Source organism: Erwinia sp. BNK-24-b (genome assembly GCF_047456155.1).
Classification (GTDB): domain Bacteria; phylum Pseudomonadota; class Gammaproteobacteria; order Enterobacterales; family Enterobacteriaceae; genus Erwinia; species Erwinia phyllosphaerae.
Map to the genome: position 1 here is coordinate 4,499,144 of NZ_CP179901.1, position 25,609 is coordinate 4,524,752.

At 56.1% G+C, this 25,609-nt stretch carries 19 protein-coding genes; 2 read left to right on the forward strand and 17 right to left on the reverse strand.

All coding sequences use genetic code 11. From position 1 onward, the window contains the following. Nucleotides 1-134 precede the first annotated feature (134 nt). From ACMGGR_RS20705 to ACMGGR_RS20785, 17 genes are all read right to left on the reverse strand, one after another. Nucleotides 135-1,646, reverse strand: coding sequence for a phospholipase effector Tle1 domain-containing protein (locus ACMGGR_RS20705; RefSeq protein WP_414147758.1), 1,512 nt, complete (start codon nucleotides 1,644-1,646; stop codon nucleotides 135-137). Nucleotides 1,647-1,885: 239 nt separating this feature from the next. Then, entirely contained in the window at nucleotides 1,886-2,884 is a 999-nt protein-coding gene (locus ACMGGR_RS20710) for a glycosyl hydrolase family 8 (protein WP_414147759.1), read from the reverse strand. 11 nt (nucleotides 2,885-2,895) lie between these two features. Continuing rightward, the gene (bcsD, locus tag ACMGGR_RS20715; RefSeq protein WP_246760226.1) at nucleotides 2,896-3,363 is read right to left on the reverse strand and encodes a cellulose biosynthesis protein BcsD; all 468 of its coding nucleotides are present in this window, start codon (nucleotides 3,361-3,363) and stop codon (nucleotides 2,896-2,898) included. Then, nucleotides 3,363-7,148, reverse strand: coding sequence for a cellulose synthase subunit BcsC-related outer membrane protein (locus ACMGGR_RS20720; RefSeq protein ID WP_414147760.1), 3,786 nt, complete (start codon nucleotides 7,146-7,148; stop codon nucleotides 3,363-3,365). The genes bcsD and ACMGGR_RS20720 overlap by 1 nt, the downstream gene beginning before the upstream one ends. A gap of 2 nt (nucleotides 7,149-7,150) precedes the next feature. After that, nucleotides 7,151-9,499 (reverse strand): cellulose biosynthesis cyclic di-GMP-binding regulatory protein BcsB, encoded by a 2,349-nt coding sequence (gene bcsB, locus ACMGGR_RS20725; protein WP_414147761.1) that lies wholly within the window; start codon nucleotides 9,497-9,499, stop codon nucleotides 7,151-7,153. Then, the gene (gene bcsA, locus ACMGGR_RS20730) at nucleotides 9,496-11,592 is read right to left on the reverse strand and encodes a UDP-forming cellulose synthase catalytic subunit (protein ID WP_246760229.1); all 2,097 of its coding nucleotides are present in this window, start codon (nucleotides 11,590-11,592) and stop codon (nucleotides 9,496-9,498) included. Before bcsA ends, bcsB begins: the two co-directional genes overlap by 4 nt. An 86-nt stretch (nucleotides 11,593-11,678) precedes the next feature. Further along, nucleotides 11,679-12,473 carry a cellulose biosynthesis protein BcsQ gene (gene bcsQ / locus ACMGGR_RS20735; protein WP_246760230.1) on the reverse strand — a complete coding sequence of 265 codons (795 nt, stop codon included), beginning with the start codon at nucleotides 12,471-12,473 and terminating at the stop codon, nucleotides 11,679-11,681. Further along, on the reverse strand, nucleotides 12,464-13,408 hold the full coding sequence (gene bcsO, locus ACMGGR_RS20740; protein ID WP_414147762.1) for a cellulose biosynthesis protein BcsO: 945 nt from the start codon (nucleotides 13,406-13,408) through the stop codon (nucleotides 12,464-12,466). Before bcsO ends, bcsQ begins: the two co-directional genes overlap by 10 nt. A 758-nt stretch (nucleotides 13,409-14,166) precedes the next feature. Continuing rightward, entirely contained in the window at nucleotides 14,167-15,168 is a 1,002-nt protein-coding gene (dppF, locus tag ACMGGR_RS20745; protein ID WP_246760232.1) for a dipeptide ABC transporter ATP-binding subunit DppF, read from the reverse strand. Continuing rightward, a complete protein-coding gene (gene dppD, locus ACMGGR_RS20750; protein WP_414147763.1) occupies nucleotides 15,155-16,144 on the reverse strand; it encodes a dipeptide ABC transporter ATP-binding protein in 990 nt (329 codons plus the stop codon). The genes dppF and dppD overlap by 14 nt, the downstream gene beginning before the upstream one ends. Before the next feature lie 9 nt (nucleotides 16,145-16,153). Beyond that, nucleotides 16,154-17,056 carry a dipeptide ABC transporter permease DppC gene (gene dppC / locus ACMGGR_RS20755; RefSeq protein WP_246760234.1) on the reverse strand — a complete coding sequence of 301 codons (903 nt, stop codon included), beginning with the start codon at nucleotides 17,054-17,056 and terminating at the stop codon, nucleotides 16,154-16,156. Nucleotides 17,057-17,064: 8 nt separating this feature from the next. Beyond that, the gene (gene dppB / locus ACMGGR_RS20760) at nucleotides 17,065-18,084 is read right to left on the reverse strand and encodes a dipeptide ABC transporter permease DppB (protein WP_246760235.1); all 1,020 of its coding nucleotides are present in this window, start codon (nucleotides 18,082-18,084) and stop codon (nucleotides 17,065-17,067) included. A 186-nt stretch (nucleotides 18,085-18,270) separates the two neighbouring features. Next, nucleotides 18,271-19,878, reverse strand: a complete 1,608-nt coding sequence (gene dppA, locus ACMGGR_RS20765; protein ID WP_246760236.1) for a dipeptide ABC transporter periplasmic-binding protein DppA — start codon at nucleotides 19,876-19,878, stop codon at nucleotides 18,271-18,273. Nucleotides 19,879-20,609: 731 nt separating this feature from the next. Further along, nucleotides 20,610-20,939 carry an SMR family transporter gene (locus ACMGGR_RS20770; protein WP_246760237.1) on the reverse strand — a complete coding sequence of 110 codons (330 nt, stop codon included), beginning with the start codon at nucleotides 20,937-20,939 and terminating at the stop codon, nucleotides 20,610-20,612. A gap of 186 nt (nucleotides 20,940-21,125) precedes the next feature. Further along, nucleotides 21,126-22,823, reverse strand: a complete 1,698-nt coding sequence (eptB, locus tag ACMGGR_RS20775; RefSeq protein ID WP_246760238.1) for a kdo(2)-lipid A phosphoethanolamine 7''-transferase — start codon at nucleotides 22,821-22,823, stop codon at nucleotides 21,126-21,128. Nucleotides 22,824-23,174: 351 nt separating this feature from the next. Continuing rightward, on the reverse strand, nucleotides 23,175-23,603 hold the full coding sequence (locus tag ACMGGR_RS20780; RefSeq protein ID WP_414147764.1) for an organic hydroperoxide resistance protein: 429 nt from the start codon (nucleotides 23,601-23,603) through the stop codon (nucleotides 23,175-23,177). 117 nt (nucleotides 23,604-23,720) lie between these two features. Continuing rightward, nucleotides 23,721-24,179 (reverse strand): MarR family winged helix-turn-helix transcriptional regulator, encoded by a 459-nt coding sequence (locus ACMGGR_RS20785; protein WP_246760240.1) that lies wholly within the window; start codon nucleotides 24,177-24,179, stop codon nucleotides 23,721-23,723. 63 nt (nucleotides 24,180-24,242) lie between these two features. Here ACMGGR_RS20785 and ACMGGR_RS20790 point away from each other — a divergent pair, with 63 nt between their 5' ends. Then, nucleotides 24,243-24,833: an HD domain-containing protein gene (locus tag ACMGGR_RS20790; protein ID WP_414147765.1), complete on the forward strand. Its 591-nt coding sequence runs from the start codon at nucleotides 24,243-24,245 to the stop codon at nucleotides 24,831-24,833. A 134-nt stretch (nucleotides 24,834-24,967) separates the two neighbouring features. After that, the gene (locus ACMGGR_RS20795) at nucleotides 24,968-25,594 is read left to right on the forward strand and encodes a hypothetical protein (RefSeq protein ID WP_246760242.1); all 627 of its coding nucleotides are present in this window, start codon (nucleotides 24,968-24,970) and stop codon (nucleotides 25,592-25,594) included. Nucleotides 25,595-25,609 lie beyond the last annotated feature (15 nt).

Genomic DNA, 25,609 nt, shown 5'->3' on the forward strand with positions numbered 1-25,609 from the left:
TGTGGACTGTTAAAAGCCTGAGCAGCGCTAAGCCGCTCAGGCTTTTTTATGCGGTCATTAAAGCAGCCGGCATTCGCCTGTGCTCATCATCCTGTCCTACAGGCGGCGGCACATTTCAGCGTGCGGCACCGCACTCAGCTCATCTTTTTACCGTTCAGATTATAAACCGTGCGCCGCCACTGTGCGTCGGGCCGGTTAACAAAGGAAGCAAGCTCGACCGCTTTTACCGCGCCGGTAACTTTGCCGTCAGCATCCGTCGTCACCGTGTTCCAGTTTGCGGAACAGTGCAGATAGTCTGCCGCCAGCCTGTTAATTTCCGCTTCGGTAAAGCCGACAGTTTCCCGACCATGACGCACGGCGTGGCTCAACGCGATGGCCTTGTCACAGAGATGCTGGAGTTGCGACGGCAAAGCCAGCGCTTCCCCCGCGTCATCAATAGCGTTAAACGCCACGCCCGCCGCCGTAGCGGCATCGATCATCACTCTGAGCGCTATCTTCGCCCAGTCATTGTGCGCCTTGCGCCGCAGCACCACTGCCGCCCCGCTGCGTTTTTGCAGCATCCCGTAACGATCGGCGGGTATACAATCATCAGACCAGGTACAGATTTCTACCTCACCGCTCTCCAGGTAAGGGGCAATGGCCGGATAGCGGCGCAGCGCTTTCAGCTCTTCGCTGGCAGCACGGTAAACTCTGGTTGCATCGTCAGCCGTGGTTAGCGGCACGGTTTCAAACCGTGGGCGGGTTAAAAAGCAGACTTCCTCTTCTACCGCATGATAGCCGCCGCCGATATCCGAGTGCACGCCGGGCAGCGCCACTTCCGGCCAGGCTGGCTGTACGCTGTTTAGCGCAAAGTTAAAACGGCATTCGTGCTGTGCGGTAAGATGAAAAACTTTCTCCGCCACGCCGGGACGCAGTTCCAGCATGACATCGCCATTGTCTGCGCTGTTGGGATCCATGCCGTTTTCCAGCGTGGCGACGGCGGCTACCGTATCGAAAAGCCCCAGAAAGCGCGTTTTTCCGGCGGCCGTCCCGCGATACTCCACGCCCTCCAGTCCTCTTTTAATCGCAGCAATAATTTCATCGTCCCGGTAGAAAACCCGGTTGGCAAAATGACGGGCGGCGGCGGCGCCACGGCTAAAGCCAAAGATATCGAACTGAAGTTCATTAATAATCAGGTTCGGTTGCCGGATAACGAAGCCGCGCAGAACCTCGACTATAGCGGCAACGGCTTTATCAGTTTTAGCCACGATGCCCCTTTCGCCCGTACCAAACGCCATGCCTAGCGCCGTATCCGCCTCGCCTTCTGCCGTACCGATGCCTTCAATGTAAAGGTTCTGCTGGATCTGCCCCTCGGTAAGGTCGGTGGCGTACAGCATGTTAAGCCAGTGAATGTTGGTGTAATAGCCGATATGGCTGGTGATGGCCCGACCGCCAAGCCCTAAGTCTGCGCTGGCTGCTTCTGTCCAGGCCGCCAGCGCATCGCTGTCTTCCAGCCGGAGATCGTCCAGCGCGCTGGCTTCCAGCCGACGGCGAATATTCAGCGCATTATTGGTTGTGCCGTCAAAGAAAATGCCAAGGGTAAAAGTGACGGCAGCTTTTTCTGATGCGCTCTGGCCGTCCGCAGAGGCGCGCAAAAACAGGCTCATCTGGGTGTCCGGTGGTTGGTGAAGCGCCCAGTAAGCCCGCCGCTGCGGTGATACACAATGGCCTGGCCCTTGCGAAATTTACGGGCTTTAGCCCAAAAATTGGTAATTTATTCAGAAGGTTGGCTTTTATGGTAAAAAGCTTTTATTAACGGAGGGTCAATGGAGAGTGCGCAGGACAGGACGCATACGACAGTTAAAACACCGCGCAACGATAGCTACCGTTGCGCGGTATAAATCAGCTACTGATTTTTATAAGCCAGCCAGGAAAGCAGCTGCAGGCTGGCGGAATAGTAATCCTGTTTATCCGTCAGCTGGTCGTTGAGATAGCCAGTCTGGTTCATCACCAGGTCGCGCACCGCCAGCAGGCCGCCCGCCATATTGTAAGGCGCCTTATTGTTGTTGGTGACGTCGATCCACGCCGGGGTTTTATCGCGGTCGAAGCCCATCCAGAAATGCTGGAAAGGCACCAGCTGTAAGCTTTGCGCGTCATACCAGTAAAGGTAAAGCGGGACGCGAATAGCATCGTAGCTAAAGCGCGGCGGCCAGCCAATGGCCGGCGCGACGCTGCCGTCGGCGTTTAGCGCTACCCAGTCCGTCGGCAGATTTGTTTCGCCAAAGCGCATTTTCGTCAGCAGATCCATACTGCTGTCGATCAGGTTGGTCCAGACTTTCAAATGGCTACGCGCGGCAAAATCACGCCATGCCGGGAACAGGAAATAGGACGGATTGACCACCACGTAGCTGGTTTTATTAAAGCCCTGATCGCCAGGCAGGATCACCGTATGGCCAGCGTAAGTCGTGACTTCTTTATCGACAATAGCCCGCTGAATACGGTCAGATGCCTGCAAATAAGCGTTATTTTGCCATTTCTGGCCCGCTTTCAGCAGCGCCCAGGCAATCAGCAGGTCGCCATCCGACGCGCTGTTTTTATCCGCCACCGGATCGGCGGCGTCAGGAATATATTTCCAGTAAAACAGCCCGTTTTTCTGATTCTTCAGGTGCTTCTGCGTCCAGTTCCACAGGCTGTCAAAACTGCTGCGGTCGTTGGCCGCAACCGCCAGCAACATCCCATAGCCCTGCCCTTCGGTATGGCTGATATTTTTATTGCCGGTGTCCTGAATGCGGCCTTCGCTGGTCATAAAACGGCTTTTAAAGCTGCTCCAGCCGTCGGCGGCGCTGGCCTGCATGCAGCCCAGCATCATTGCAATCATCAACACGCTCGCCCTGAGCAGAATCATAATTATGTTCCTTACATCTGATAGCGGAAAGTAAGCGAAGCCGCGCTGCCGACATCGGAGCAGGTCAGCGCAACGGCGGGACTGCCGCCCTGATCGCTCAGCCAGCGGGCATAAAGTCCGGTCAATACCGCGCCCAGTGCCTGACGCCACTGGCGGGCGTCCATCTGTCCGTCGCCCGGTGGCAGTGCCATATGGCAAATCACCAGCGCGGTTTCATGCGGCTGCACGTCGACAAATCCCCAGTTAAAGCGCGCCAGCACCTGGTTAATCTGCTTTTCCAGCTCGCCCACGGTCAGCGCGGCGCTAAGCGGATAACGGCTGGCCAGGTTGTCGCCCATCTGCTGTAAAAAAGCATGGCTTTCGCTTTCGCCAGCGTTGCGCAACATGCCGCCAATCATCACGCTCAGCAGATCAAACCAGCCGGGCTGGTACTGCTGCTGGCGATAGTAGCTCAGGGTTTGTTCCTGAATGTCACTCATTATTTGTCTCCGAGCATGTAGCGGAAGTAGAGTTGAGCAGTGCTCTCGTTGTAGTCGCCAAAGGTGTCATAACCCAGCTGGCCCCCAACGGTGACATCTTTACTCACCTTATAATCCGCGCCCGCATGCAGATTATAGCCAATGCCGTTTTTACTGCCGCCCGCATAGTAAGCTTCGGTGGCGTATCCGGCGTCATAATAGCTTTGCAGCTGCGCCTGTTTTGCCGGATCGGTCGGGAAGTACGCGCTGCGATCCTGGGAGTAAGACTGATAACCCACGGAACCGCCGACTTTTACCTTCAGATCGTCGTAGTTTTTGCTCCAGTCCACCGGGAAAGAAACGGCGACAAAATCTTGCGGGCTGAAGTAGCCGCCCTGACCGTAGCTGTAGTAGCTCAGGTTTTTCGAGAAATCCATCCAGCTCATGCTGATGCCGGTTTTCAGCTCGCTGTTGTCGTCGTGATAAGGACGTACGTAAGCGCCCGCCGTGCCGTTCAGGCTCTGGTTGCTGGCCACGTTTTCGCCGATATAGCTGTAGCCGCCTGCGCCAATATAGAAACCGGCATCGCCGTTATCGTAGCTCAACAGCGCGTCGCCGCCGTTTTTGGTCACGCGGCCCCATTTTTTGCCGCTCAGCTTGTCTTCGGTACCGACGTAGGAAAGCAGGCTGTCGGTCACGGCGCGGCGTTCGCCGGTCAGGATCAGCGTCAGATAGTCGGTCAGCTTAGGCGACCACTGAATGCCGCCCACCAGCGTGCTGAGATCCTGGCCCAGCGGCGTGGAACCCAGGTCAACCTTGAAGCTGTCGTTGGTCAGGCCCAGATTGACTTCCACACCGGAAGCGGTTTGCGCACCCGGTGAGTCCAGCAGCACGCTGGATGGCGTAATTTTATTCGCCTGCGCGATGCGGCCCTGCTCCAGCGCCTGCGTTCCTGAACGGGCAATAGCGGTGTCCGACGCGCTGCCTGCACTCAGCGTGACCGGCGTCAGCGTAAAGTTAAAGCGCGTGTTGCCATAAGGCACGCTTGACCAGGTCAGCGGCGCTTTGGCTTCGGTCAGCTTGCTCAGGCCGGATTCGCCGTCGCGCCCTCTGACCTGTACGCCACCCTGCGCCCAGGTGCCGGTACGTTCCTGTAAATCGTCCATCATGGTATCGATTTGATGCAGCGTCTGCGCCTGCTGCGAGACGACTTTTGTTCCGTCAGGTACAGAGCCGTCTTCGGCCTGGCCCTGCTGCCACGGCATCACGCCGCCGTAGGCGGACGGCGATTTCCTGGCATTCAGCGTGGTGCGGTTGACGAAAGGATTGTCCGCCAGCGCCAGGCCACCAATAGTTGGCGTCGAGCCGCTTTCAGCCCCCTGCAGGCCAATCATCTTGCCGCGTGCGGTGCGCAGGTAAGCCAGCGCCTGCTGGTGATCGCCCTCGGCTTCGGCCACGCGCGCCATCAGCAGCAGCCTTTGCGGCGTCTGTTCGCCATGCAGCCCGGCCATCAGCGCTTTTGCTTTCGGCAAATCGTGCATGGCCAGCGCCACATCGATAGCGCCGACGCGCGCATCCTGGTCCGGCGTATCGCGCGTCATCAGATAGTCGTAAACCACGCCCGCTTCTTTGTTCATTTTACCGGACTGATAGAGCCGGCCCATCGCGAACATCAGATCGCTGTTTTGCGGATCGTGTTGCAGCGCGCCGATCAGCTTGTCATAGGCCGACGCATATTTACCCTGGCTACGCAGACGATCGGCTTCGTTGATCAGATAGCCGTTCTGAATACCGGCCAGCTGCTCTGGCGTACTTTTTGCCTGAAGTTCAGGATTATTGAGGAAGCTTTGCGCTTCGCTGCTTAGCCCGGCCTGATTAAGTACGGCGACCTGGGCCGCGTAATCGCCCGCGTTGCCCTGTACGCCGCGCTGCATATTATTGCGCACTACGGCGACGGCGCTATTAAGATCGCCAGCGGCGGCCAGCCCTTTCGCCAGCTTCCCTGCATCCGCCGGATTGGCAGGTGGCGTGAGTGCCAGCGCCTTCAGCGTGTTGGCGGCAGCGACGGTAGAACCCTGCGCCAGATACTGCTGCGCTACCGCCATTTGCAGGTTGAAGTTAACGCGGCGCGACAGCTCGCGCATTTCACCGTTCTGGTTGTGCAGCCGCGACAGCAGCATTTGCGCCTGCTGCCAGGCACCGCTTTCGCTGGCGAACAGCGCGGCGGCATAGATGTCGTTGCTGCTGGCCGAGGGGCGGAAAGCGGGCTGCATGACGCCAGCCGCCTGCGCGCTATCGCCTTGCTGTTGATAGAGACGCGCCAGATCGAGCCGTAGCCATGGGTCATTCGGAAAGCGCTGGATACCGGTGGTCAACAGCGTAATGGCGCGCTGTGGGTTACCTGCCGCAAGCGCCTGCTTCGCTTCACGTCGCAGCGGATCGCTGGTGGTGCCCGGACGTGGCGCGACGCTTGCACGCACGCTTTCCGGCAGGGAAGAGAGCAGCGCGTTGGCCTCGCTACCGCGATTTTGCTGGCGCAGAACGTAAAACAGCCCTTCTTTCGCCGCGCGGTTATCCGCATCGCTTTGTAAAATTGCGCGATAGGTTTGCTCGGCGGCGTCCAGCTGGTTATTGCGGCGCTGCACGTCGGCCCGGAACAGCTTCGCCGCCACGCCTTTTTCGCCTTCGGCCTGCGTCAGCGGTTCGCTCAGGCTTAGCGCCTGCGCCGTATCGCCCGTTTTCAGCGCCTGCTGCGCGCTGGCCAGTTGGCCATAAAAACGCGCGTCGGCGGCCTGTTTCTGGCGCTGCTCGCTGTTATCGCCGCCCAGCTTCGCCGCGCGTTCCAGATAATCTGCGGCGGCGGCATAGTTCCCGCTGCGCTGCGCCACGTAGCCCAGACCCGCCAGCGCATCGGCATCTTCCGGGTTAGCCTGCAAAACGTGAGCGAAAGCGGTCTGCGCGCCGGAAACGTTGCCGCTGTTCAGCTCGGTAAAGCCTTCGCCTTTTTCTGCCCCGCCCGCGTTTTTACGGAAATAGTCCATCACCGCGCGATCTTGCGGATGGCGCTGTTGATAAGTCTGGTAAAGCGGCGCGTCTTCCGGTTTCGGGCCAAGCCACAGCAGCGCCTGACGCAGCGAACGATCGGCATCCTCGTTGCCGTCCGCCATGCCGCTCAGAATTTGTATGCCCTCACGACGCGTCGATTCCTGATAGGTCAGCGCCTTACCCAGCGCCAGCTTTGCGCCGGTATCCTGCGGATGCGCGGTGGCGAACTGCTGTAGGGCATCGATAGCCTGCGGCAGCAACGTACGATCGCCCGCCATCGTCAGATAATATTCAGCGGCCACGCTGGCTGGCGGCTCGTTACCGCTAAAAGTGTTGCGCCAGGTTTGCAGCGAAGCAGCAATGTTGCCGCCGCGCGCCTGCTGGCGCGCCAGCGCGAGCTGCGCCGTTGGAATAGACTGCAGCTGGCGTGCGTTATCCAGCTCGCTGAGCTTCGCATTGCCGGGAGAAACCTGGCTCAGCCGCTCGCGCCATTGGGTCGAGGCCGCGCTGTCGCCGCTCTGCTGCGCCCACAGCGCCATCAGATAAAGCGCCTGAACGTTGTTGCCGTCCACCATTAACACTTTGTTTAGCGCGTCGCGCGCCAGCTCGTCATGTGCCTTCTGGTGCCAGTAGTTGGCCTGATCAAACAGCGCCTGGATGGCCGGGTTTTCAGCCGCCAGTACCGGAAATGCGCTTGCCGTCAGCACCAGGCCCGGCAGCCACAGCTGACGAAGGGCGATCAGCGTTTTATTTACATTCATCTTCATTTCTTCTCGCCGGAATGGTCATGCTGCGGATTGAGACGCTTCCAGGCATGATGCTTCAACAGAACAAAAGTGCTCAGGCCAACAATAACGGAGATCAGCAGCGCTATCAGCGCCAGCACGACCGCATGCTGATTGGCATACCACACCACCATCATGTACCACGGCATTTCGCCGTTCGGGAACTGCGCGCCCACGCGGAAGCTGCGAATGCCGTTTTCATCGGTGATGATAGCGGTATCGCCGCGAATGCCGGCGTTAATGCGTTGCAGTTTCAAATCGTCATGCAGGCGTGCAAGCTGCGCGTCGTCGGTAGCGATAGTCATTACCACCACGCGCGAGCTGCTCCACGGTGAGCGATAGCTGACAAAGCCGCGCCAGTCTTCATTAGAAGAGAAGTAGCGATCTGCATCCATCACCTGGCGATTCCAGTCGCCGGAAAGCCAGCCGCGCAGGTTGTCCAGCAGCGTTGGTTCTTTCACGCCCAGCGTGCGGCCGTTAACGTCAAAAGGAGAGTGTTGCAGCAGCGCCTGGTTAAACTCGCCCTGTGCCAGCGTGGAGATGGCCAGCACGTCGCTGTTGCGTAAACGTTCCAGCTGCGCGCCGCTTTGCGGTACGCCAAACATTACGCTGTTGTGGCTCAGCGCGACGCCGGTTGCGTTACCAGAGCGTCCGGCCATATCCAGCAGCGCGCCGATTTCAGCATTGCTGGGGGCGGCGGGCAGCATCAGCACAGTTTGTGAATAGTCCGCAAAGCGGCTGAACGGGAACGACGCGCCGACGAAATAGGAAAGATTCGGCAGCAGGCTAAAGTGACGCGTATGGCTCAGGTCGATCCACGAGTCATCCTCAATGCGGCTTTTAATATTGTTGTTAGTCAACACGCTGCACGGCGCGCTGGCCTTGGGTTTGATATTGAAATAGAGCTGCAGCTGGTTGTCACCGTAAATCAGATACGGATCGAACTTCAGCGTATATTTCTCCTGGCGCGCGTCGCCGCCCAGCCGATGCCAGATGTTTTCCAGCAGGCCGACTTTATTGACCGTCAGATTACGCAAAAAGGTGCCGTTCAGGCCCACGTTCAGGAAGGATTTTTCTTCGTCGATCCAGCTTTCCGCGGGAAAGCGGTAGTTCAGCTGCACCGGCACCGTTTCGCCATCCCACAGAAACAGATCGGGCGCGGCGCGGAAGTTAACTCTCAGCGCATCGTGCCAGATCCCTGTAGTCGTCAGGCTTTGATCTTTGCGCAGCAGATCGCTGAGGCGTACCGGACGATCGGTATTGATCCAGCGCGGCGCGTCGTAAGCCTTACTCATCGGAATGCTTTGCGAGGCCACAGACAAGGAATCACTGTCCACGCTCAACGGCTGCGTTAGCCGCCATGCAGCCTGGCGCAGTTCGTCGTCGCTGTTGCCAATCACCAGCATTAGCTTGTAAACCGGATTGACCGGATTATCGACCATTTGCAGCGTCGGCCCCTTCACCTGCGGCACGGTTAAGCCTGCAATGATTTCGCCCGGTCGGGCAAAGACGATGCCATTTTTCTCGGGCATCTCATTACGCAATACCGGGAAATTGATGCCGCGATAGTCGGTCTGAATGCCCATCCACGAAGAAAGGGTGGCCGCCGCGCTGACTTCGCCCGGCGTCACTTCTGAGCCAAACACCATCGCTACGCTGGACGGCGTCATCCGCTGCCGATCGATAAACGGACGCGGAAAGTTGCGCAGCTTATTGCCTGTATTCAGCTGCTGGCCTTCCAGCGCCAGCGTGGTTTCCGGCAGGATGGTGACCTGGTACTGGCTGTCGCTATCGCGCTCGCACAGTAGCTGGTCTGCATCATTGATTTTAAAACTCAGGTTATTGCTGGAAACCACCATCGCGGCCGGAATATCCAGCTGATACTCTTCGCTGGCGCTGTCGGAAGCGCTCAGCGGCAGCGTTCCCAGCGGCTGGCCGTTAAGCATCAGCTGCATAGAAGTGTTGCGTGCCGCCAGCGCTTTAGAGACTTTCAGCGACAGGTTCAGATGTGCATTCGTAATCACTTCATCCGCAGGCAGCGTAAAAACGATACCGGACTGTAGCTGGCCGCCGGTTAACAGAATGCCGTTGGTCTGGCCCATCTGCGCGACGGAAATGGTGCTGGCAAGCGGCTGGTTCAGCAAAATAGTGGCCGTGGGCTGCGCATCGCCGATGGGCGGCAGCGGCGGCAAATCGCCTGCCTGACCGGTTCCGGCCGGCGGCGGGATCTGCGACAGCGCGCTGCTGTCCTGGGTAACGTTGTCGGCAGCATGGGCATGACCCAGCGTAACAATGCCAAAACAGAGAACGGCTAAAAGCTTTTTCATACAGCGCCGTCCTCTTTCGCTTTCATCGCCTGGCGTTTTGCGCGCCGGTCTTTCCAGGTCAGCCAGAACAGATCAAAAACGGTACGGATAATGGTGACCAGCGAGCGCAGCGGATTATCCTTTGGCCCTTCCGGCTTAAGCCAGGCGTCGGCGCGCGACAGCACCACGCGCACCAGTTCACGACGGCGCGACAGCGGGATTTCAGTAAACATCAAACGGATAACGCCGTTTTCTGCGCCGATAGTGCTGACAGGGAAGGAGATGGTGCCGGACTGCAACATCAGATCGACCGCTTCAATAACGTCCGTTTCATGGCGATTATCCGGTGCCGTTACCTGCGCGCCGCCCATCGACAGGTTCACCGTGGTTGAACGCGAGGAAATGCCGCTGGCGTAGTGAATAATCACCGGAATTTTCACGTCAATACGGATGGTTTTACGCGTTTGCTTAGTTTCGCGCGCCACGGCAATCGCCGCCATCAGAATCACCAGGCTAAACAGCGCCCAGCCAACGTTAAGCGCGATAACGTAAGGGTCAACGCCAAAATAGTTATGCGCCACGGCGCGAATAATGCCGCTCGTGACACCCGCAATCAGCAGCGCGGCACAGATAATATGTGGACGCACGATATTAAGATCAAAGAAGCCGGTATTCAGCAGGCCGCCTTTGTCCGTAACGTTAAATTTGCCGTGCTTTGGCGAAATCATGGTTAGCAGCGTGGGAATAACCAGATGGAAAGCCATCACCGTTTCGTAAATCTCGCCCCAGAAGGTGGCGCGGAAGCGGCCATTCATACGCGAGTTAACGTACAGCGACATCACCAGATGCGGCAGCACGTAAGCAAAAATCAGGCTGGCGGAAGAGTGGATAATATTCAGGTCGAACAACAGATAAGCCAGTGGCGCGGTCAGGAAGATCACGCGCGGCAGGCCGAACTGGAAGTGCAGCATGGCGTTAAGGTAGCAAAGGCGCTGTTGCCATTTCAGACCACGGCCCAGCAGCGGGTTATCGACGCGGAAAATCTGCGTCATGCCGCGCGCCCAGCGGGTACGCTGGATAATATGCAGGCCCAGACGCTCGGTTGCCAGGCCAGCCGCCAGCGGCAGGGCCAGAAAGGCAGACTTCCAGCCGCGACGCTGCATTTTCAGCGCGGTGTGCGCATCTTCCGTCACGGTTTCAGTAGCAAAGCCGCCAATCTCTTCCAGCGCGCTACGGCGGATTACCGCACAGGAGCCGCAGAAGAAGGTCGCGTTCCAGTTATCGTTGCCCTGCTGAACCGGGCCATAAAACAGTGCGCCTTCGTTCGGGATTTCCCGCGCGCCTTGCAGGTTGCGTTCAAAAGGATCGGGCGAATAGAAATAGTGTGGCGTCTGTAATAGCGCCAGCTTTGGATCTTTCAGGAAAGGCGCAACGGTAGCCTGCAGGAAAGTACGCGTCGCCACATGATCGCAGTCAAAAACGGTAATCAGTTCGCCTTTAGTGATGCGCATGGCATGGTTCAGGTTGCCCGCTTTAGCGTGGCGGTTGTCGTCACGCGTGATATAGCCAACGCCAACGTCGGCGGCGAAAACCGCAAATTCGCTGCGCTTGCCGTCATCCAGCAGATAGATTTTAATCTTGTCGCGCGGATAGTCGATGCACTGGGCAGCCAGCACGGTATCTCGTACCACGTCCAGGCTCTCGTTATAGCTCGGTACGTAGATATCGACGGTTGGCCACAGGCTGACGTCATCCGGCATGGGTTCAATCGTTCTTTTTAACGGCCAGGACGTTTGCAGATAGCCTAAAAGTAAAATAACCCAAACGTAAACCTCGGCGATAAATAAGCCGACGCCAAGGATCGCTTCGATTTCGGAATTAAAAGCCAGGGTCTCAGTCGCGCGCCAGTATATATAACGCGTTGACATCAGTGCTGAAAGAAACACCATCACCATAGAGATTTTATGGCTTTTGCTCAGCCCCAGCACAAAAAGAATGGCGATGCCGATCAGGCCGAAAATATATTGTTTCTGGCTGTCCATGGGCGTGATAACAATCACTGCGGCCAGCGGAAATAATATCAGCAGCTGCAGGTAATACAGGACTTTTTTCATAAGTCATCCTGAAAACAAAACGAGAGTTAACGGGGCGCAACAGCGCCCCGGAATGACAGGTATCCATTCCGTACGGCGAAGCCGCGTTACCGCGAGGTCAGCGGCGCCTGCATCTCGCCATCGCCCACTTTGATATCCAGTAGCGCGGCAACTCTTTTGCCGACCAGCTCAATATCGAAAGCGGCGGCGGAAACCGGGCTGAAATCAAATACGGACTGCTGTGAAGCGTTGGCTTCCGCGACGCTTTCGTCACGATTGACCACGCCCAGCAACCGGTCGCCCAGGCGCTGCTGCATAAAAGCCGTCACGTCACGGCTGATATTACGGCGGCTGTCGCTCTGGTTGAGCACGAAGAAGTGACCGGCCCGCTGATTCAGCGCGCCACCGATCATTTTGTCGTTTTCAATCTGCGGCAGCAGCGACAGCGAAGCGGTATCCGCCAGCATCACTACAAGATGTAAATCGGCAAGATCGGTCATGGCCTTTAGGGCTGGACCCGGTCCGGGCGGAAAATCAGCAACAATAACCAGGCCGGGATAGTTGAGGACGGTTTGTAAACCGCGGGCAAGAAAATGGGGGTCGGACAAATTACTTTCAAATTCAACGCGCTGCTCTTCCGACACGTCGCCGTAGGGCAACACAAAGATATTGCCGCCGGTGGTTAAGATCGACTGGCTCCAGTCCGGCGATTCCGCCGACTTCGCCACAAAACCACGGCCATCAGAAAGCGGCACGCCAAAGTGCAGGCGCAGCGCGTTCTGCACGTCAAAATCAATTGCCAGTACTTTACTGCCGCCACGCGCCAGGGTATAGGCCAGGTTGGCAGCCAGCGTGGTTTTACCCACGCCGCCCTTCGGAGAACAAACACAAACTAACGGCATGAGGCAATTCGCTCCAGCAGGGGTTGTAGCAGAGTTTCTTTCGGTAACAGGGTAGCATCCCGCGGGCCGGAAGCGCTGAACAGCTGCTTAAAGCGTTCCGGTTCGGCAGGCCGGGCAGCGCCCAGCGGTGAAGCTGGCTGCTGCGAACGCACGGCTGTATCCAGCGGCGAAGCTGGCTGCGGCGAACGCGCGGCTGTATCCAGCGGCGAAGCTGGCTGTTGCGAAGGCGCGGCGGTATTTACCGGTGAAGCTGGCTGTTGCGAACGTACGGCATCCAGCAACGAAGAAGTTGGCGATACGCGCGCTGCTTCTGTCCGTGAAGCGGTTTGCGGTGCGAGCATAGTATCCAGCGGTGAAGCTGGCTGCTGCGAATGCGCGGCGGTATTTATCGATGAAGCTGGCTGTTGCGAACGTACGGCATCCAGCAATGAAGAAGTTGGCGATACGCGCGCTGCTTCTGTCCGTGAAGCGGTTTGCGGTGCGAGCATAGTATCCAGCTGCGTTGATTTTTCGAATGGCGTCGCCTGCAATACTTCAGCAGCCCTTAATGACTCTGGCAGCACGGACTGTGCCTGTGCAGTCGGCTTGAGCGAGGCGGCAATGCTGTCCAGCAGCGAACCGCCCTGCGCGACCGGTTTGGCCGTAACAAAAGCAGCCACGCCTGTGGCAGGCGACGCAGAAATTTTCGTCACGCTTTTTTGCGGTAGCGCCGGTATAGCCGACTGATTAAAGAGATCGGCAGCAGGCTGTGGCGCGGTAATATCGGTTCGCTGGCCGTTCCCTAAGGCCGACGCTGCACCCTCGTTCATCAACTGTCTGATGATGGCCCAGTCCGTATTATCGGCATTCCGTGTCTGTTCAGACATATCTTTGAATTCGATATGGTTTGTTTGCGTTTTTTCTTTAAAACGCTGCAGGTCGTCATAACTTTTCATGGGAACGATCGCGGAGAGTGAGGAAACAAGCGGCAATATATCATACAATTTTTATTTACATCAGAATATTCTTACCGCTCACAAAAAAAGCTGAACTGATTAATTATATTAACAAACCATGATGCGGCGATAATTACGCAGGCTATCAATCAGCCCTGTTATTATTTGCCTTAATTAAATAATTTCTCTCAGTTAATTAATCAGCATGCTGCTTTAATAACGGGCAGCGGCGGGCAGAATTACACACATTTTTTTAATCGCGCAATGCGTTAGCAGAATTTAATAAATAATATGCTGATACAGGCATTAATTTGACATAAAACACTTTTAACCGGCCCTGGTACCCGGCTTTATGCCACAGCCCGAGCGCATCGTTAAGTGATTATAAAACGAACAAACTAAGTCAAATTGATCACAACCTCTGCTGGTTGCGCGTTTTTGCTAATCGATGGTACAGAAAAGAGAGGAAGTTAAGGCATCTGGCCGCAAGGTCTGCGGCCTGAAATGCATTACTCTCGCTGGGCTACCGTTATTTTTAAATATAAACGACCACCGCTCAGCAAAGGCCTGTAGCCATCCTGGCAGATACGATGATCTGCCTACGTGGTCATAATTTTGTAAAAATCCTCTCCGGTCAGGTTCAGTATTTAGACTGACGGCACAGGTTGCAGCCAGTCTTTGAGGCGGGTTCCAGAAATGTTCTACACGTCATGAACAGGAAAAATTGCAGGCCGCTTTTCGACAATAGCGGCCTGCGGTTAGTTTGGCACCGGCTGTCCTTCATCCTGGTCGACGGCAAAGCAGGCAATCTGCTGGTCGCCATACTGCTTCAGGCGTGGCTGGATACTGGTGCAGGGGCCAAATCGGCGGCGGCAGCGGGCGTTAAAAGCGCAGCCCGCTGGCGGATTAAGCGGGCTTGGCAGTTCACCGGTCAGCTTAATGCGTTCGCGGCGCTCGTCCGGATTCAGCCGTGGCGTGGCGGAGAGCAGCGCCTGAGTATAGGGATGGCGCGGGTTGGCAAAAATCGCCTCTTTACTGCCGCGCTCTACGCAACGTCCCAGATACATCACCATCACCTCGTCTGCAATATGCTCTACCACCGACAGATCGTGCGAGATAAAGACGTACGAAAGGCCCAGCTCCTGCTGTAAGTCCATCATCAGATTCAGCACCTGGGCGCGCACCGAGACGTCGAGCGCAGAAACCGGCTCATCGGCGATCAGCACGTCCGGATCGAGCATCAGCCCGCGCGCAATCGCAATACGCTGGCGCTGGCCGCCGGAAAACATGTGCGGATAGCGATCGTAGTGTTCCGGCTTCAGCCCTACTTTCGCCATCATCGCCAGCGTCTTTTCACGACGTTCCGCTTTGCTAAGCCCGGTATTAATCAGCAGCGGCTCTTCCAGTATCTGACTGACTTTTTTACGCGGGTTCAGCGAGCCATAAGGGTTTTGAAAAACGATCTGAATCTTCTGGCGACGCAGCTTTTGCGCTGACGGATCGTGTTTCAACAGATCCTGTCCCTGATAAAACAGCTGCCCTTCCGTCGGGGTTTCGATCATCGTTAACAGCCGACCCAGCGTCGATTTTCCACAGCCGGATTCACCTACTACCGCCAGCGTCTTACCGCGCTCCAGATTAAAAGAGACGCCGTCCAGCGCTTTTACCAGCCGTTCCTGACCAAATAAGCCTTTTTTTACCGGGTAGTGTTTTTTTAAATCAATCGCCTGCATCAGCAGGGTGGAATCAGATGGTTGCATAAGTCGGTCTCCCGGCATCATCCAGAGGGTAATGACATTTGGACTGGCGTCCCGGAATATCACGGAGTTCAGGCTCTTCAACGCGGCAGCGATCGTTAGCGTACGGACAGCGCGGATTAAGCAGGCAGCCGTTGGGCCGATCGTATTTGCCCGGCACCACGCCCGGCAGCGAAGCCAGCCGCGCTTTGTCGACGGCAAACTCCGGCAGCGCGCGCAGCAATGCCTGCGTATAAGGGTGGCGCGGCGCTTTGAAGATATCGGCCGCCTTACCGGTCTCTACCACCTGTCCCGCGTACATCACGATAATATGCTGTGCCGCTTCAGCCACCAGCGCCAGATCGTGGGTGATCAGGATCAGCGCCATATTTTCCTGCCGCTGAAGATCGAGCAACAGCTCAATGATCTGCGCCTGGATGGTGACATCAAGTGCCGTGGTCGGCTCATCCGCAATCAGCAGCTTTGGCCGACAGGCGATAGCCATGGCAATCATCACGCGCTGGCTCATACCGCCGGAAAGCTGGTGTGGATAAACGTCCAGCCGCGAGGCCGGATCGGGAATGCCTACCTGGTTCAACAGATCGATAGCCCGCTGGCGGCGCGTGCTTTTATTGCCGCCCTGATGCACCTTGATCGCTTCCATAATCTGGTAGCCTACGGTATAGCAAGGATTCAGGCTGGTCATCGGGTCCTGAAAGATCATCGCCACTTCGGAACCCACCAGCTGGCGGCGCTCTTTTTCTGAAATGCGCTTCAGGTCGCGCTGGTTGAACTCCAGCTTGTCGGCCATCACCTTGCCGGGGTAGTCAATCAGCCCCATGATCGCCAGCGAGCTGACCGATTTACCGGAGCCGGACTCGCCGACAATACCAACGACCTGGCCCTGCTCAACCTGATAGCTGATGCGGTCTACCGCACGAAACGGTGCCTTCTCGTCGCCGAAATGCACCGACAGTTTGTCTACATTTAATAACGCCATCGCTGCCTCTTACTGCTTGAGTTTCGGGTCAAGGGCATCGCGTAAGCCATCGCCCATCAGGTTAAATGCCAGTACGGTCAGCAGAATAGCCAGACCCGGAAAGGTCACGACCCACCAGGCACTTTGCGCATACTGCAGCACGTCGGAGAGCATGGTGCCCCACTCCGGCGTCGGCGGCTGCGCGCCCATTCCCAGAAAACCCAGCGCGGCCATATCAAGGATGGCGTTAGAGAAGCCCAGCGAGGCCTGCACGATTAACGGCGCCAGGCAGTTGGGCAAAATATTCACGAACATCTGACGAACCGCGCCCGCGCCCGCCACGCTGGAAGCGGTCACGTAGTCGCGATTGACTTCGACCAGCACCGCCGCGCGCGTCAGGCGAATATAGTGCGGGAGCGCCACAAAGGTCAGCGCGATGGAGGCGTTAACGATGGACGGCCCGAAAATCGCCACCAGCACCAGCGCCAGCAGCAGGCTCGGCAGCGCCAGCATAATATCCACCAGCCGCATGATGACCGCATCGGTGGCGCCGCCGACGTAGCCCGCGATCAGCCCAAAAATCACGCCAAAGATCAGCGACAGCACCACCACCAGGCAGCCGACCAGCAGCGACAGCCGCGCGCCGTACATCAGACGCGACAGCACATCGCGGCCAACGTCGTCGGTGCCCAGGATATAGTGCCAGCTCCCGCCATCCTGCCAGACCGGCGGATGCAGCAGCGCGTCACGGAACTGCTCGGCAGGCGAATGCGGCGCGATAAAGTTGGCGAAAATGGCGATAACAAACACCAGGACCACGTAAGCCAGGCCAATTACCGCGCCTTTGTTACGTTTAAAGTAGTGCCAGAACTCCTGGAAAGGGGTCATGGGTTTGGGTGCGGCAGGTACGCTGCCCGGATCGACTAAAGACATGCAGCCCCCTATTTTCTGTGGCGAATGCGCGGGTTGACCACGCCGTAAAGCACGTCAACCAGCAGGTTGACCAGAATGATCAATATCGCCACCATCAGCACGCCGCCCTGCACCACAGGGTAGTCGCGCCGCTGCAGCGCATCGATCAGCCAGCGGCCAAGGCCGGGCCACGAAAAGATAGTTTCGGTCAGAATGGCACCGGCCAGCATGGTGCCGACCTGCAGGCCAATCACCGTTACCACCGGCAGCATGGCGTTACGTAACGCATGCACCACTATGACGCGCATCCGCGTCAGCCCTTTGGCGCGCGCGGTGCGAATGTAGTCTTCGCCCAGCACTTCCAGCATGGCTGAACGGGTCATACGCACAATCACCGCCAGCGGAATCGTCCCCAGCACGATGGCGGGCAGAAGCATATGCATAACGGCATCTTTAAAGTCGCCCGCTTCGCCCCACAGCAAGGTGTCTATCAACATAAAGCCGGTCAGCGGCTTGCTGTCATCCAGAAACACCGTGTCGCCAATACGCCCCGAAACGGGCGTCAGGTTAAGCTGCACCGATACCAGCATAATCAGCATCATGCCCCACCAGAAAATCGGCATAGAGTAGCCGGTCAGCGAGATGCCGACGGCGGTGTGGTCGAAGATGGATCCGCGCTTGACCGCTGCCAGCACGCCAACCGGAATGCCAACCGCGACGGCAAAAATCATCGCGCAGATGCCCAGCTCCAGCGTAGCCTTAAAGCGCGGTACAAACTCCTGCCAGACGGGAAGACGGCTTTTCAGCGAGATGCCAAGATCGCCATGCAGCACGCCCCAGACGTAAGAAACGTATTGTTGCCACAGCGGTTTATCCAGCCCCATCTGGGCCAGCAGCTGGGCGTGGCGCTCGGCGGACATACCGCGCTCACCGGCCATAATCAGTACCGGATCGCCGGGTATCATGTGTACAAAAGCGAAGGTTAACAGGGTGATGCCAATAAACGTCGGGATGACAAGTCCCAGACGTCGGAGTATGAACTGCAGCATAATCCGGATTCTCTGTAGGTTCCCGCAGGCCGTAACCCGGGGGATTATTATTGCTCACATCTTGCGGTCGGGTAATCCCGTCCGCGACGCCGTTATCGCGTCTTGACCATTTTTGCTTCCGGACGACGGGCTGACGAACGCAGCCCACAGGGACGGATAAAGCGGCCAGCAAGCTGGCCGCTCCGGTTATTCCTGAATATCGACGTTCTCGAAGTGGTGCTTGCCTAAAGGATCGACCACGTAGCCAGTGACTTTTTTACTGACCGGCTCATACACGGTGGAGTGAGCGATAATCAGCGCAGGTGCCTGGTCATGCATCACGACCTGAGCCTGCTTATAATATTCAATACGCTTGTTGTGATCGGCTTCGGCACGCGCCGGCTGGATCTGATCCTCAAACGGCTTGTAGCACCAGCGAGAGTAGTTAGAACCGTCTTTCGCGGCGGCGCAGCTAAACAGCGTGGCGAAGAAGTTGTCCGGATCGCCATTGTCGCCCGTCCAGCCCATCATCACGGTCTGATGCTCACCCGCTTTGGCGCGCTTCAGGTATTCGCCCCACTCATAGGTGACGATTTTGGCTTTGACGCCGATTTTTGCCCAGTCGGCCTGGATCATTTCCGCCATGCGGCGAGCGTTCGGGTTATAAGGACGCTGCACCGGCATCGCCCACAGATCGATAGAGAAACCGTCCGCCATACCGGCCTCTTTCAGCAATTCTTTCGCTTTAGCCGGGTCGTACGGATAGTCCTGCACCGAATCGTTATAGCCCCACATGGTCGGCGGGATCAGGTTTTTCGCTGGCTGCCCTGCGCCCTGGTAAACCGCATCAATAATCGCTTTTTTATTGACGGCCAGGGTTAGCGCCTGACGCACCTTGACGTTATCCAGCGGCTTTTTCTCGACGTTAAACGACAGATAGCCGACGTTTAAGCCCGGCATCTGCATCAGGTTGATATTTTTATCTTCCTTCATGCGCGCGATATCGGCCGGATTAGGGAACGGCATGACCTGGCACTCGCCTTTTTGCAGCTTGGCGTAGCGCACGGAAGCGTCTGGCGTAATGGAGAAGACCAGGCGATCGATTTTTGGTTTGGTGCCCCAGAACTGATCGAACGCCTTGTACAAAATGCGGGAATCTTTCTGGTATTGCAGCAGCTGGAACGGCCCGGTGCCGACCGGATTGAGATCGACTTTTTCCGGCGTGCCCGCTTTCAGCATGTTGTCGGCATATTCAGACGACAGGATCGAGGCGAAATCCATCCCCAAATCGGCCAGGAACGGTGCTTCCGGACGCGTCAGCACGAAGCGCACCGTGTAGTCGTCTACCTTCTCAACTTTGCTAATCAGCTTTGGCATATCCATGCCTTCAAAGTACTCGTAGCTGCCGCCGGAAACGCCGTGATACTTGTTGTTTTTATCCAGCTGGCGCTCAAAAGAGAAGACGACGTCATCAGCATTGAAGTCGCGGCTCGGTTTGAAATCTTTGGTGGTTTGCCACTTCACGCCTTTGCGCAGATGGAAGGTATAGGTTTTGCCATCGTCGCTGACATCCCATTTTTCTGCCAGGCCTGGCTGAATCTCCGTGGTGCCGATTTTGAATTCTACCAGCCGGTTATAAATTGGCACGGAACTGGCATCGTAAGTGGTGCCGGAGGTAAACAGCTGTGGGTTAAAGCCTTCCGGCGAGCCTTCGGAACAATAGACGAGGGTTTTGGCCTGGACGCCGGCGGCCACGGTCATGGCAATCAGGCTCAGACCCGCCAACAGCGTTTTTTTAGCCAGGGAGTTACGCATGCTTCTGCTCCAGTTGTGATGGTGTGTTGTACCTGACGGGCCTGTATTTTTTTATGTTGGCCCGTGCATGTCGCAGACGGTGGCAGCGAGTAAGTTGGCCCGTGCAGGCCGTCTGGCGACAGTAGCGAGTAGGAAGCGACGGCGCTGAGTGCTATCAGACAAATCCGTATCCTTTCTCGGCTTAGCGATCAATTTGTCAACAGTTGCAGAAAACGTCAATACGGTCGTTGGCTATTTACACAGAGTATGCGAGGCAGCAGGCAAATATAAAAAATAACCTAAAGCAGGCAATTGCAGCGCATATAATGCGCCATTAACGTCATATGCCGCTTAAAATGTCGCCGTGGAATTTTTAACCAGTGAAACGCGTTGTAAAAAAACGGCCAAAAAAATTTTCCGTAAGGCTCTTTTTTTAACGATACGCTTTGCTTATACCTGCCATCGCAGGCAAAAATTCTGCAATGGCAGAATAAAAAACGTACAGAGGCGGACTAAAGCGGCAAAGCGAAACGCGACGCGAATTAACGGAGCGATACAGGACAGACAAGGCTTTTTTACCGCTTTTATCTGTAAAAAAAGGGCAAGGCGAAAAGGCTTAAAAGGTCAGCAACAGCATAATATACTGAAAAAAATAGCGATGCCGTTGTGGCCACGTCAGAGGCGCTGAAAAAGGCTGGCTCAGCGCGGCACGCCTGTCGCGCCGTCACACAAACGGTAAAGGCGACCTGCTTTTAATGCGAGACCGAGCGGGAAAGCGTATTGATAACGATCACCCCGATAATGATAAACGCCAGGCCAATCAGGGCGGGCAGATCCAGCCGCTGGCCTTGCCATAGCCAGGCGACCAGCGAAATCAGCACGATACCGACGCCGGACCAGATAGCATAAGCGATGCCGGTAGGTATATGTTGCAGCGTCAGAGAAAGGCAGTAAAAAGCAATTCCGTAGCAGAGCAAGGTGCCGAGGCTTGGCCAGAGCCGGGTAAAGCTCTCGGATGTTTTTAATAACGTGGTGCCAATCACCTCCGCCACGATGGCGATAAAAAGCATGATGTAGTGCATGTTGACCGCTCCCCTGCTCATTCGGCTAAAAGGCTGATACGCGCGGCATATCTTGCAAGAAAATGCCGAAGGATTATTGATCCCGCACATAGCTCCTTCTTTTTCTCTGGAAATCGCTGACGCCTGCGGACAATAAAAAACCCCCGGCCTGAAGGCTTCGGGGGTTTTTATCACGCAGCGACAGCGTTAAATTTTGCCGCCTGGCGCCGGCGTCTGAGCCGGATCTGCGCACCAGTTATTTGCCTGTTTGATCCCACCGTCAGGAGAAGTGTAGCCCAGGCAGCCCAGGATAGAATCGAACAGCTCCACGTGGCGATGCGTTGTGCCTACGCGCTGCTGCGCCTGTAAACGTTCAAAACGGCTTTTGTTTGCCGCATCGGCCAGATACTTATCCGAAGCCCAGACGATCATCGGCACGCGAAACTGCTCCGGCGGTGCCATCTGTCGCGGCGTGCCGTGCAGGTGCATATTCTCGCTGATCGATTCGCCATGATCGGCGGCATAAAAGACGATGGCTTTTTTGTCGCGCAGCCGGTCGAAGACGCTTTCCAGCACCGTATCCGTATAGAGCACCGAATTATCAAACGCGTTAATCAGCATCGCCTTGCTGCATTTGTCATCGACGCCCATACATTCAGGCTGATAGCGCGCAAATTCTCGCGGATAGCGCTGTGAATAAAGGTAGTGAGAACCTTTGGTGTGCAGCACAACCAGATGTTTACCGTTCGGATGGCGATCCAGCGACTTTTGCAGCTCCGGCACCAGCAGCATATCATCCACCGATTTGCCCTGGTTTTGCTTCTCGGAACCAATCTGTTCGCGAAACGCGAAGTTATCCGCATTGGTATTGTTATAGAACCAGACTTCGCTCTGCATAGCGAAAAGCTCTGAACTGAAGCCCAGCTCTTTCAGTACGGCAAAGACGTTTTGTTCCTTCAGCGTGCGGCCTGGCCCTTCATCGGTGCCGCCTTCACGGACGAACATACAGCGCAGTGAAAGCTTGGTCGCGGTGTCGCAGGACTCGCCGCGAAACGCCACCAGGTTTTTCTCGTGGGAAAGTTTTGGCGTGGTGTCGCGGTTATAGCCCAGCAGGCCCATATGGTCCCAGCGGGTAGTTTCGCCAATCACAAACACGACATAGGTATCATCCAGCCCGGCCGGTGCGGTATAGGTAAATTTCTTTGCCGGATCGAACAGGTCTTTACTGTCCATGGTTTCGTCGTAGCTGGTATAGGCAAACAGCCCCAGCGCCGTCAGCCAGTTCGAGGGCAGATAAGAGTGGGCCACCACGCCGCCGTAGCTTGGCAGATCGATATTAGTCAGCTTTTCATTGATGTTCTGCTGCTTGTCAAAATAGCGAATCGGCAGCCAGACCAGCGCGACGGCCAGTAGCAGAATGCCTACCGGCTGTAGTCGATGGCCGGGTGTTTTCAGCTGTTCAATCAGCGTCAGGCGCAGCGAGTTGCGCCAGATCAGCAGCAGCGGCAGCGCGCTGACCAGCACCATCCACAGCAGAAAATGGTAGCCAATCACCTCTTTCGACAGATCGGTATCGGTGGTCATGACCGACGCAACGATGCCGTAGCCGATCACCACGTTAAAGAAGCTCATATAATAGCTGGCCGCGACGGAAATCAGCACCAGCGCGGTGGCGGCGATACGCCAGAAAACCTTGCCGCCGAGCGACAGCAAGCGCATCAGAAAGAAGGTCAGCAGGACAATAGCGACCACTTCCGCCACGGCGGAAAGCCATTCAGAGATATTGAAATGAGCAAGAAAAGGATCAAAACGGCGGTAAAAAACTGGAATATTCAGGAAGATACCGATGTAAAACGCCAGCAAAAACGACAGTTTTTGCTGCGTCAGTGATTTTATATAGTTCATTAAACCTTTATCCCGGCGTAACTAAAAACAGAGATGAAACGCTAATCAGACCGTACCGTTGCGCCAGAGTTCGGAAAGCAGAGCGATTATCACCCGGAGAAACTTTTCCCGGACGATTCTGAAGGACGGAAGCGCCCTCATGCGTAAGCGGCGTAGTTAACCATAACGGCGAAAAAATAGCAGTTCAATTGCGCGGGATAAGGTGAAGTAAGGCCAGAAGTGGTGACAGAACCGCAACAGATTTATGCAGGCGTAGAGAGGCAGTTAGCCGGTTTTATAAAGTAGTGGCGTGGGCCAGCGGTGAGTGAGAGAAAAGCGTCCCGCGCCAGCAAGGGCACGGGACGAACGGGCTTAGTTAATGATATTCAGCGTCACGTCGATGTTGCCGCGAGTGGCGTTAGAATAGGGGCAAACGATATGCGCAGCGTCGACCAGCTTTTTCGCTTCCGCCGCGTCCATGCCTTCCAGATGAATATTCAGCTGGGCTTCAATACCAAAACCGTTCGGAATTGGGCCGATGCCTACTTCACCTTCGATAAAAGCGTCTTTCGGCATAGTGATTTTGTCGCGACCGGCCACAAATTTCATTGCGCCCAGGAAGCAAGCAGAATAACCGGCAGCAAACAGCTGCTCAGGGTTGGTTGCTTCGCCGCCTGCACCGCCCATCTCTTTTGGCACGCCCAGCTTCACGTCCAGCACGTTATCAGAAGATGTAGCGCGGCCGTCACGACCACCGGTAGCTTTTGCTTTGGCGCGGTAAACAACTTTTTCTAAAGACATCAGGTGACTCCTTTTAAGGATTTATAGTGCCCGCGATTAAATCGCGAACGATTTAAAATGGTATCAGTAGCTTTAACGATTCCTGTTTGGTGGGCATTGCCGCCCACCTGCCCCACGCTAGCCGTTAAGGCTATCGCGTAAGGCTTCTAACTCTTTTTTCAGCGCCTGCATCCTGTCGACGTCGCAGGCTGCGGCACAGCTGACCGCCTGCGGCAGTCCAACCGCTTTATGACGAAGCTCGCGGCCCTGGTCCGTCAGCGTCACTGCGACCTGCCGCTCATCCTTGCGCGAACGCTGCCGATTGACCAGGCCAGCGGCTTCCAGCCTTTTCAGCAGCGGCGTTAGCGTGGCCGAATCCAGAAACAGACGTTCACCAATATCGGAAACCGTAACGTCATCGCGTTCCCACAGCACCAGCATCACCAGATATTGCGGATAGGTGAGATCGAGCTGCGCCAGCAGCTGTCGATAGAGCTTGTGCAGCGCCAGGTTAGCGGAATAGAGCGCGAAGCAGAGCTGCTGGTCAAGCAGCAGTGGCGATGCCTGCGCTTTTTTGTCATCTTTATCTGTGGTCATGTCAAAAATATAGATAGCGCACTACATAATTGCAAGCAAATTTTAACTCTCGGGAGGGGAACGATGTACTCACTGGAAGAACAGGCCCGGCGTTACGCAACCAAAGCGCATGCTGAAGCGGGCCAGCGCCGCAAATATACCGATGAGCCTTATATTGTTCACCCGGCCGCCGTCGTGGAGCTGGTCAGAAGCGTGACGGATAATGAAACCATGCTGGCCGCCGCATGGCTGCACGATACGGTGGAAGATACGCCCAGCACGCTGGCGGATATCGAAAGCCATTTTGGTGCAGAAGTTGCCGAACTGGTGGCAATGCTGACGGACAGTAAACAGCCCCAGGCAAAAAACCGTGCAGCACGAAAGGTCGCCCATTTTCAGCACACCGCGCGGGCCTCAAAGGATGCGCAAACCATTAAGCTGGCCGACATTATTGATAATACGCGCTCTATTATTCACTTCGATCCGCATTTTGCCCGCGTTTATCTGGTCGAAAAGCGCGTACAGATCGATTTGCTGCGGGCAGGAAACGCTGACCTTTGGCAGCAGGCTTCCACCATTATCGAACGGGGAATTGAACAGTTAACGCTGGCGCCGCATCATGTGCCGCCGGTCTGGTTTACGCGCCAGCAGGAGAAATACGTATTGCAGGAATAAGCGGTACTTTCGTCCTGACGCCCACTGCTTTTTATAATATCTCTGCCGCCGCTGCGCTATCCGCAGCGGCATTTATTGGTAAACCCTTGCCAGGTAGCTACTTATAATCGTCCCCGACAAGAATAAGGGACATTATGCAAACTGATTTACTTTTTATCCGCCGTAAGGCGCTGGCTTTTATTGGCTGCGCGTTGTTTCTCGCTGCCATGATGGGCATGATTTTCATCGACGTTAGCTGGATGAATGACGGCGTCCATGAAACCTCATTTACCGAAGTTTCCCAGGAATTAATCCTGCTGGTTATTGCGCTGCTGTTTTTTCACCGTGCATATCGCCAGCCTGCGATGCGATCGACACTGGTATTAGTCGGCGGCTTTTTCAGCTGCATGTTAATCCGTGAACTGGACTTTCTGTTCGATGAAATTTCACACGGTAGCTGGGTCTGGTTTGCCCTGGCCGTTACCGCCATCTGCCTCGTTATCGCCATGCTGCACCCTAAACGAGCGATTGTCGGACTTGCTACTCTTCTGCGGCATCCGGGCTGGGGAATGATGAGTGCAGGGCTGCTGACCATACTGGTCTTTTCCCGCCTGTTTGGTATGGGGGTTCTCTGGCGGCATCTGATGCTGGATGGCTATAACCATACGGTGAAAAATATGGTGGAGGAAGGCTGTGAACTGCTGGGCTATAGCCTCTGCCTGCTGGCTTCGCTGAGCTATTTGTACAGCGACCGTATTACCCCGAAGGAAGAACTTTCCTGACGCGAGAGCCTGGCG

Excerpts from the sequence above, each read along its gene's own strand:
- dppA (WP_246760236.1), bottom strand. The coding sequence starts at position 19,878 with ATGCGTAACTCCCTGGCTAAAAAAACGCTGTTGGCGGGTCTGAGCCTG.
- bcsD (WP_246760226.1), bottom strand. The coding sequence starts at position 3,363 with ATGAGTGACATTCAGGAACAAACCCTGAGCTACTATCGCCAGCAGCAG.
- ACMGGR_RS20720 (WP_414147760.1), bottom strand. The coding sequence starts at position 7,148 with ATGAATGTAAATAAAACGCTGATCGCCCTTCGTCAGCTGTGGCTGCCG.
- ACMGGR_RS20785 (WP_246760240.1), bottom strand. The coding sequence starts at position 24,179 with ATGACCACAGATAAAGATGACAAAAAAGCGCAGGCATCGCCACTGCTG.
- ACMGGR_RS20710 (WP_414147759.1), bottom strand. The coding sequence starts at position 2,884 with ATGATTCTGCTCAGGGCGAGCGTGTTGATGATTGCAATGATGCTGGGC.
- eptB (WP_246760238.1), bottom strand. The coding sequence starts at position 22,823 with ATGAACTATATAAAATCACTGACGCAGCAAAAACTGTCGTTTTTGCTG.
- dppC (WP_246760234.1), bottom strand. The coding sequence starts at position 17,056 with ATGTCTTTAGTCGATCCGGGCAGCGTACCTGCCGCACCCAAACCCATG.
- bcsA (WP_246760229.1), bottom strand. The coding sequence starts at position 11,592 with ATGAAAAAAGTCCTGTATTACCTGCAGCTGCTGATATTATTTCCGCTG.
- ACMGGR_RS20795 (WP_246760242.1), top strand. The coding sequence starts at position 24,968 with ATGCAAACTGATTTACTTTTTATCCGCCGTAAGGCGCTGGCTTTTATT.
- dppD (WP_414147763.1), bottom strand. The coding sequence starts at position 16,144 with ATGGCGTTATTAAATGTAGACAAACTGTCGGTGCATTTCGGCGACGAG.
- dppB (WP_246760235.1), bottom strand. The coding sequence starts at position 18,084 with ATGCTGCAGTTCATACTCCGACGTCTGGGACTTGTCATCCCGACGTTT.
- ACMGGR_RS20790 (WP_414147765.1), top strand. The coding sequence starts at position 24,243 with ATGTACTCACTGGAAGAACAGGCCCGGCGTTACGCAACCAAAGCGCAT.
- dppF (WP_246760232.1), bottom strand. The coding sequence starts at position 15,168 with ATGCAACCATCTGATTCCACCCTGCTGATGCAGGCGATTGATTTAAAA.
- ACMGGR_RS20780 (WP_414147764.1), bottom strand. The coding sequence starts at position 23,603 with ATGTCTTTAGAAAAAGTTGTTTACCGCGCCAAAGCAAAAGCTACCGGT.
- ACMGGR_RS20705 (WP_414147758.1), bottom strand. The coding sequence starts at position 1,646 with ATGAGCCTGTTTTTGCGCGCCTCTGCGGACGGCCAGAGCGCATCAGAA.
- bcsB (WP_414147761.1), bottom strand. The coding sequence starts at position 9,499 with ATGAAAAAGCTTTTAGCCGTTCTCTGTTTTGGCATTGTTACGCTGGGT.
- bcsO (WP_414147762.1), bottom strand. The coding sequence starts at position 13,408 with ATGAAAAGTTATGACGACCTGCAGCGTTTTAAAGAAAAAACGCAAACA.
- ACMGGR_RS20770 (WP_246760237.1), bottom strand. The coding sequence starts at position 20,939 with ATGCACTACATCATGCTTTTTATCGCCATCGTGGCGGAGGTGATTGGC.
- bcsQ (WP_246760230.1), bottom strand. The coding sequence starts at position 12,473 with ATGCCGTTAGTTTGTGTTTGTTCTCCGAAGGGCGGCGTGGGTAAAACC.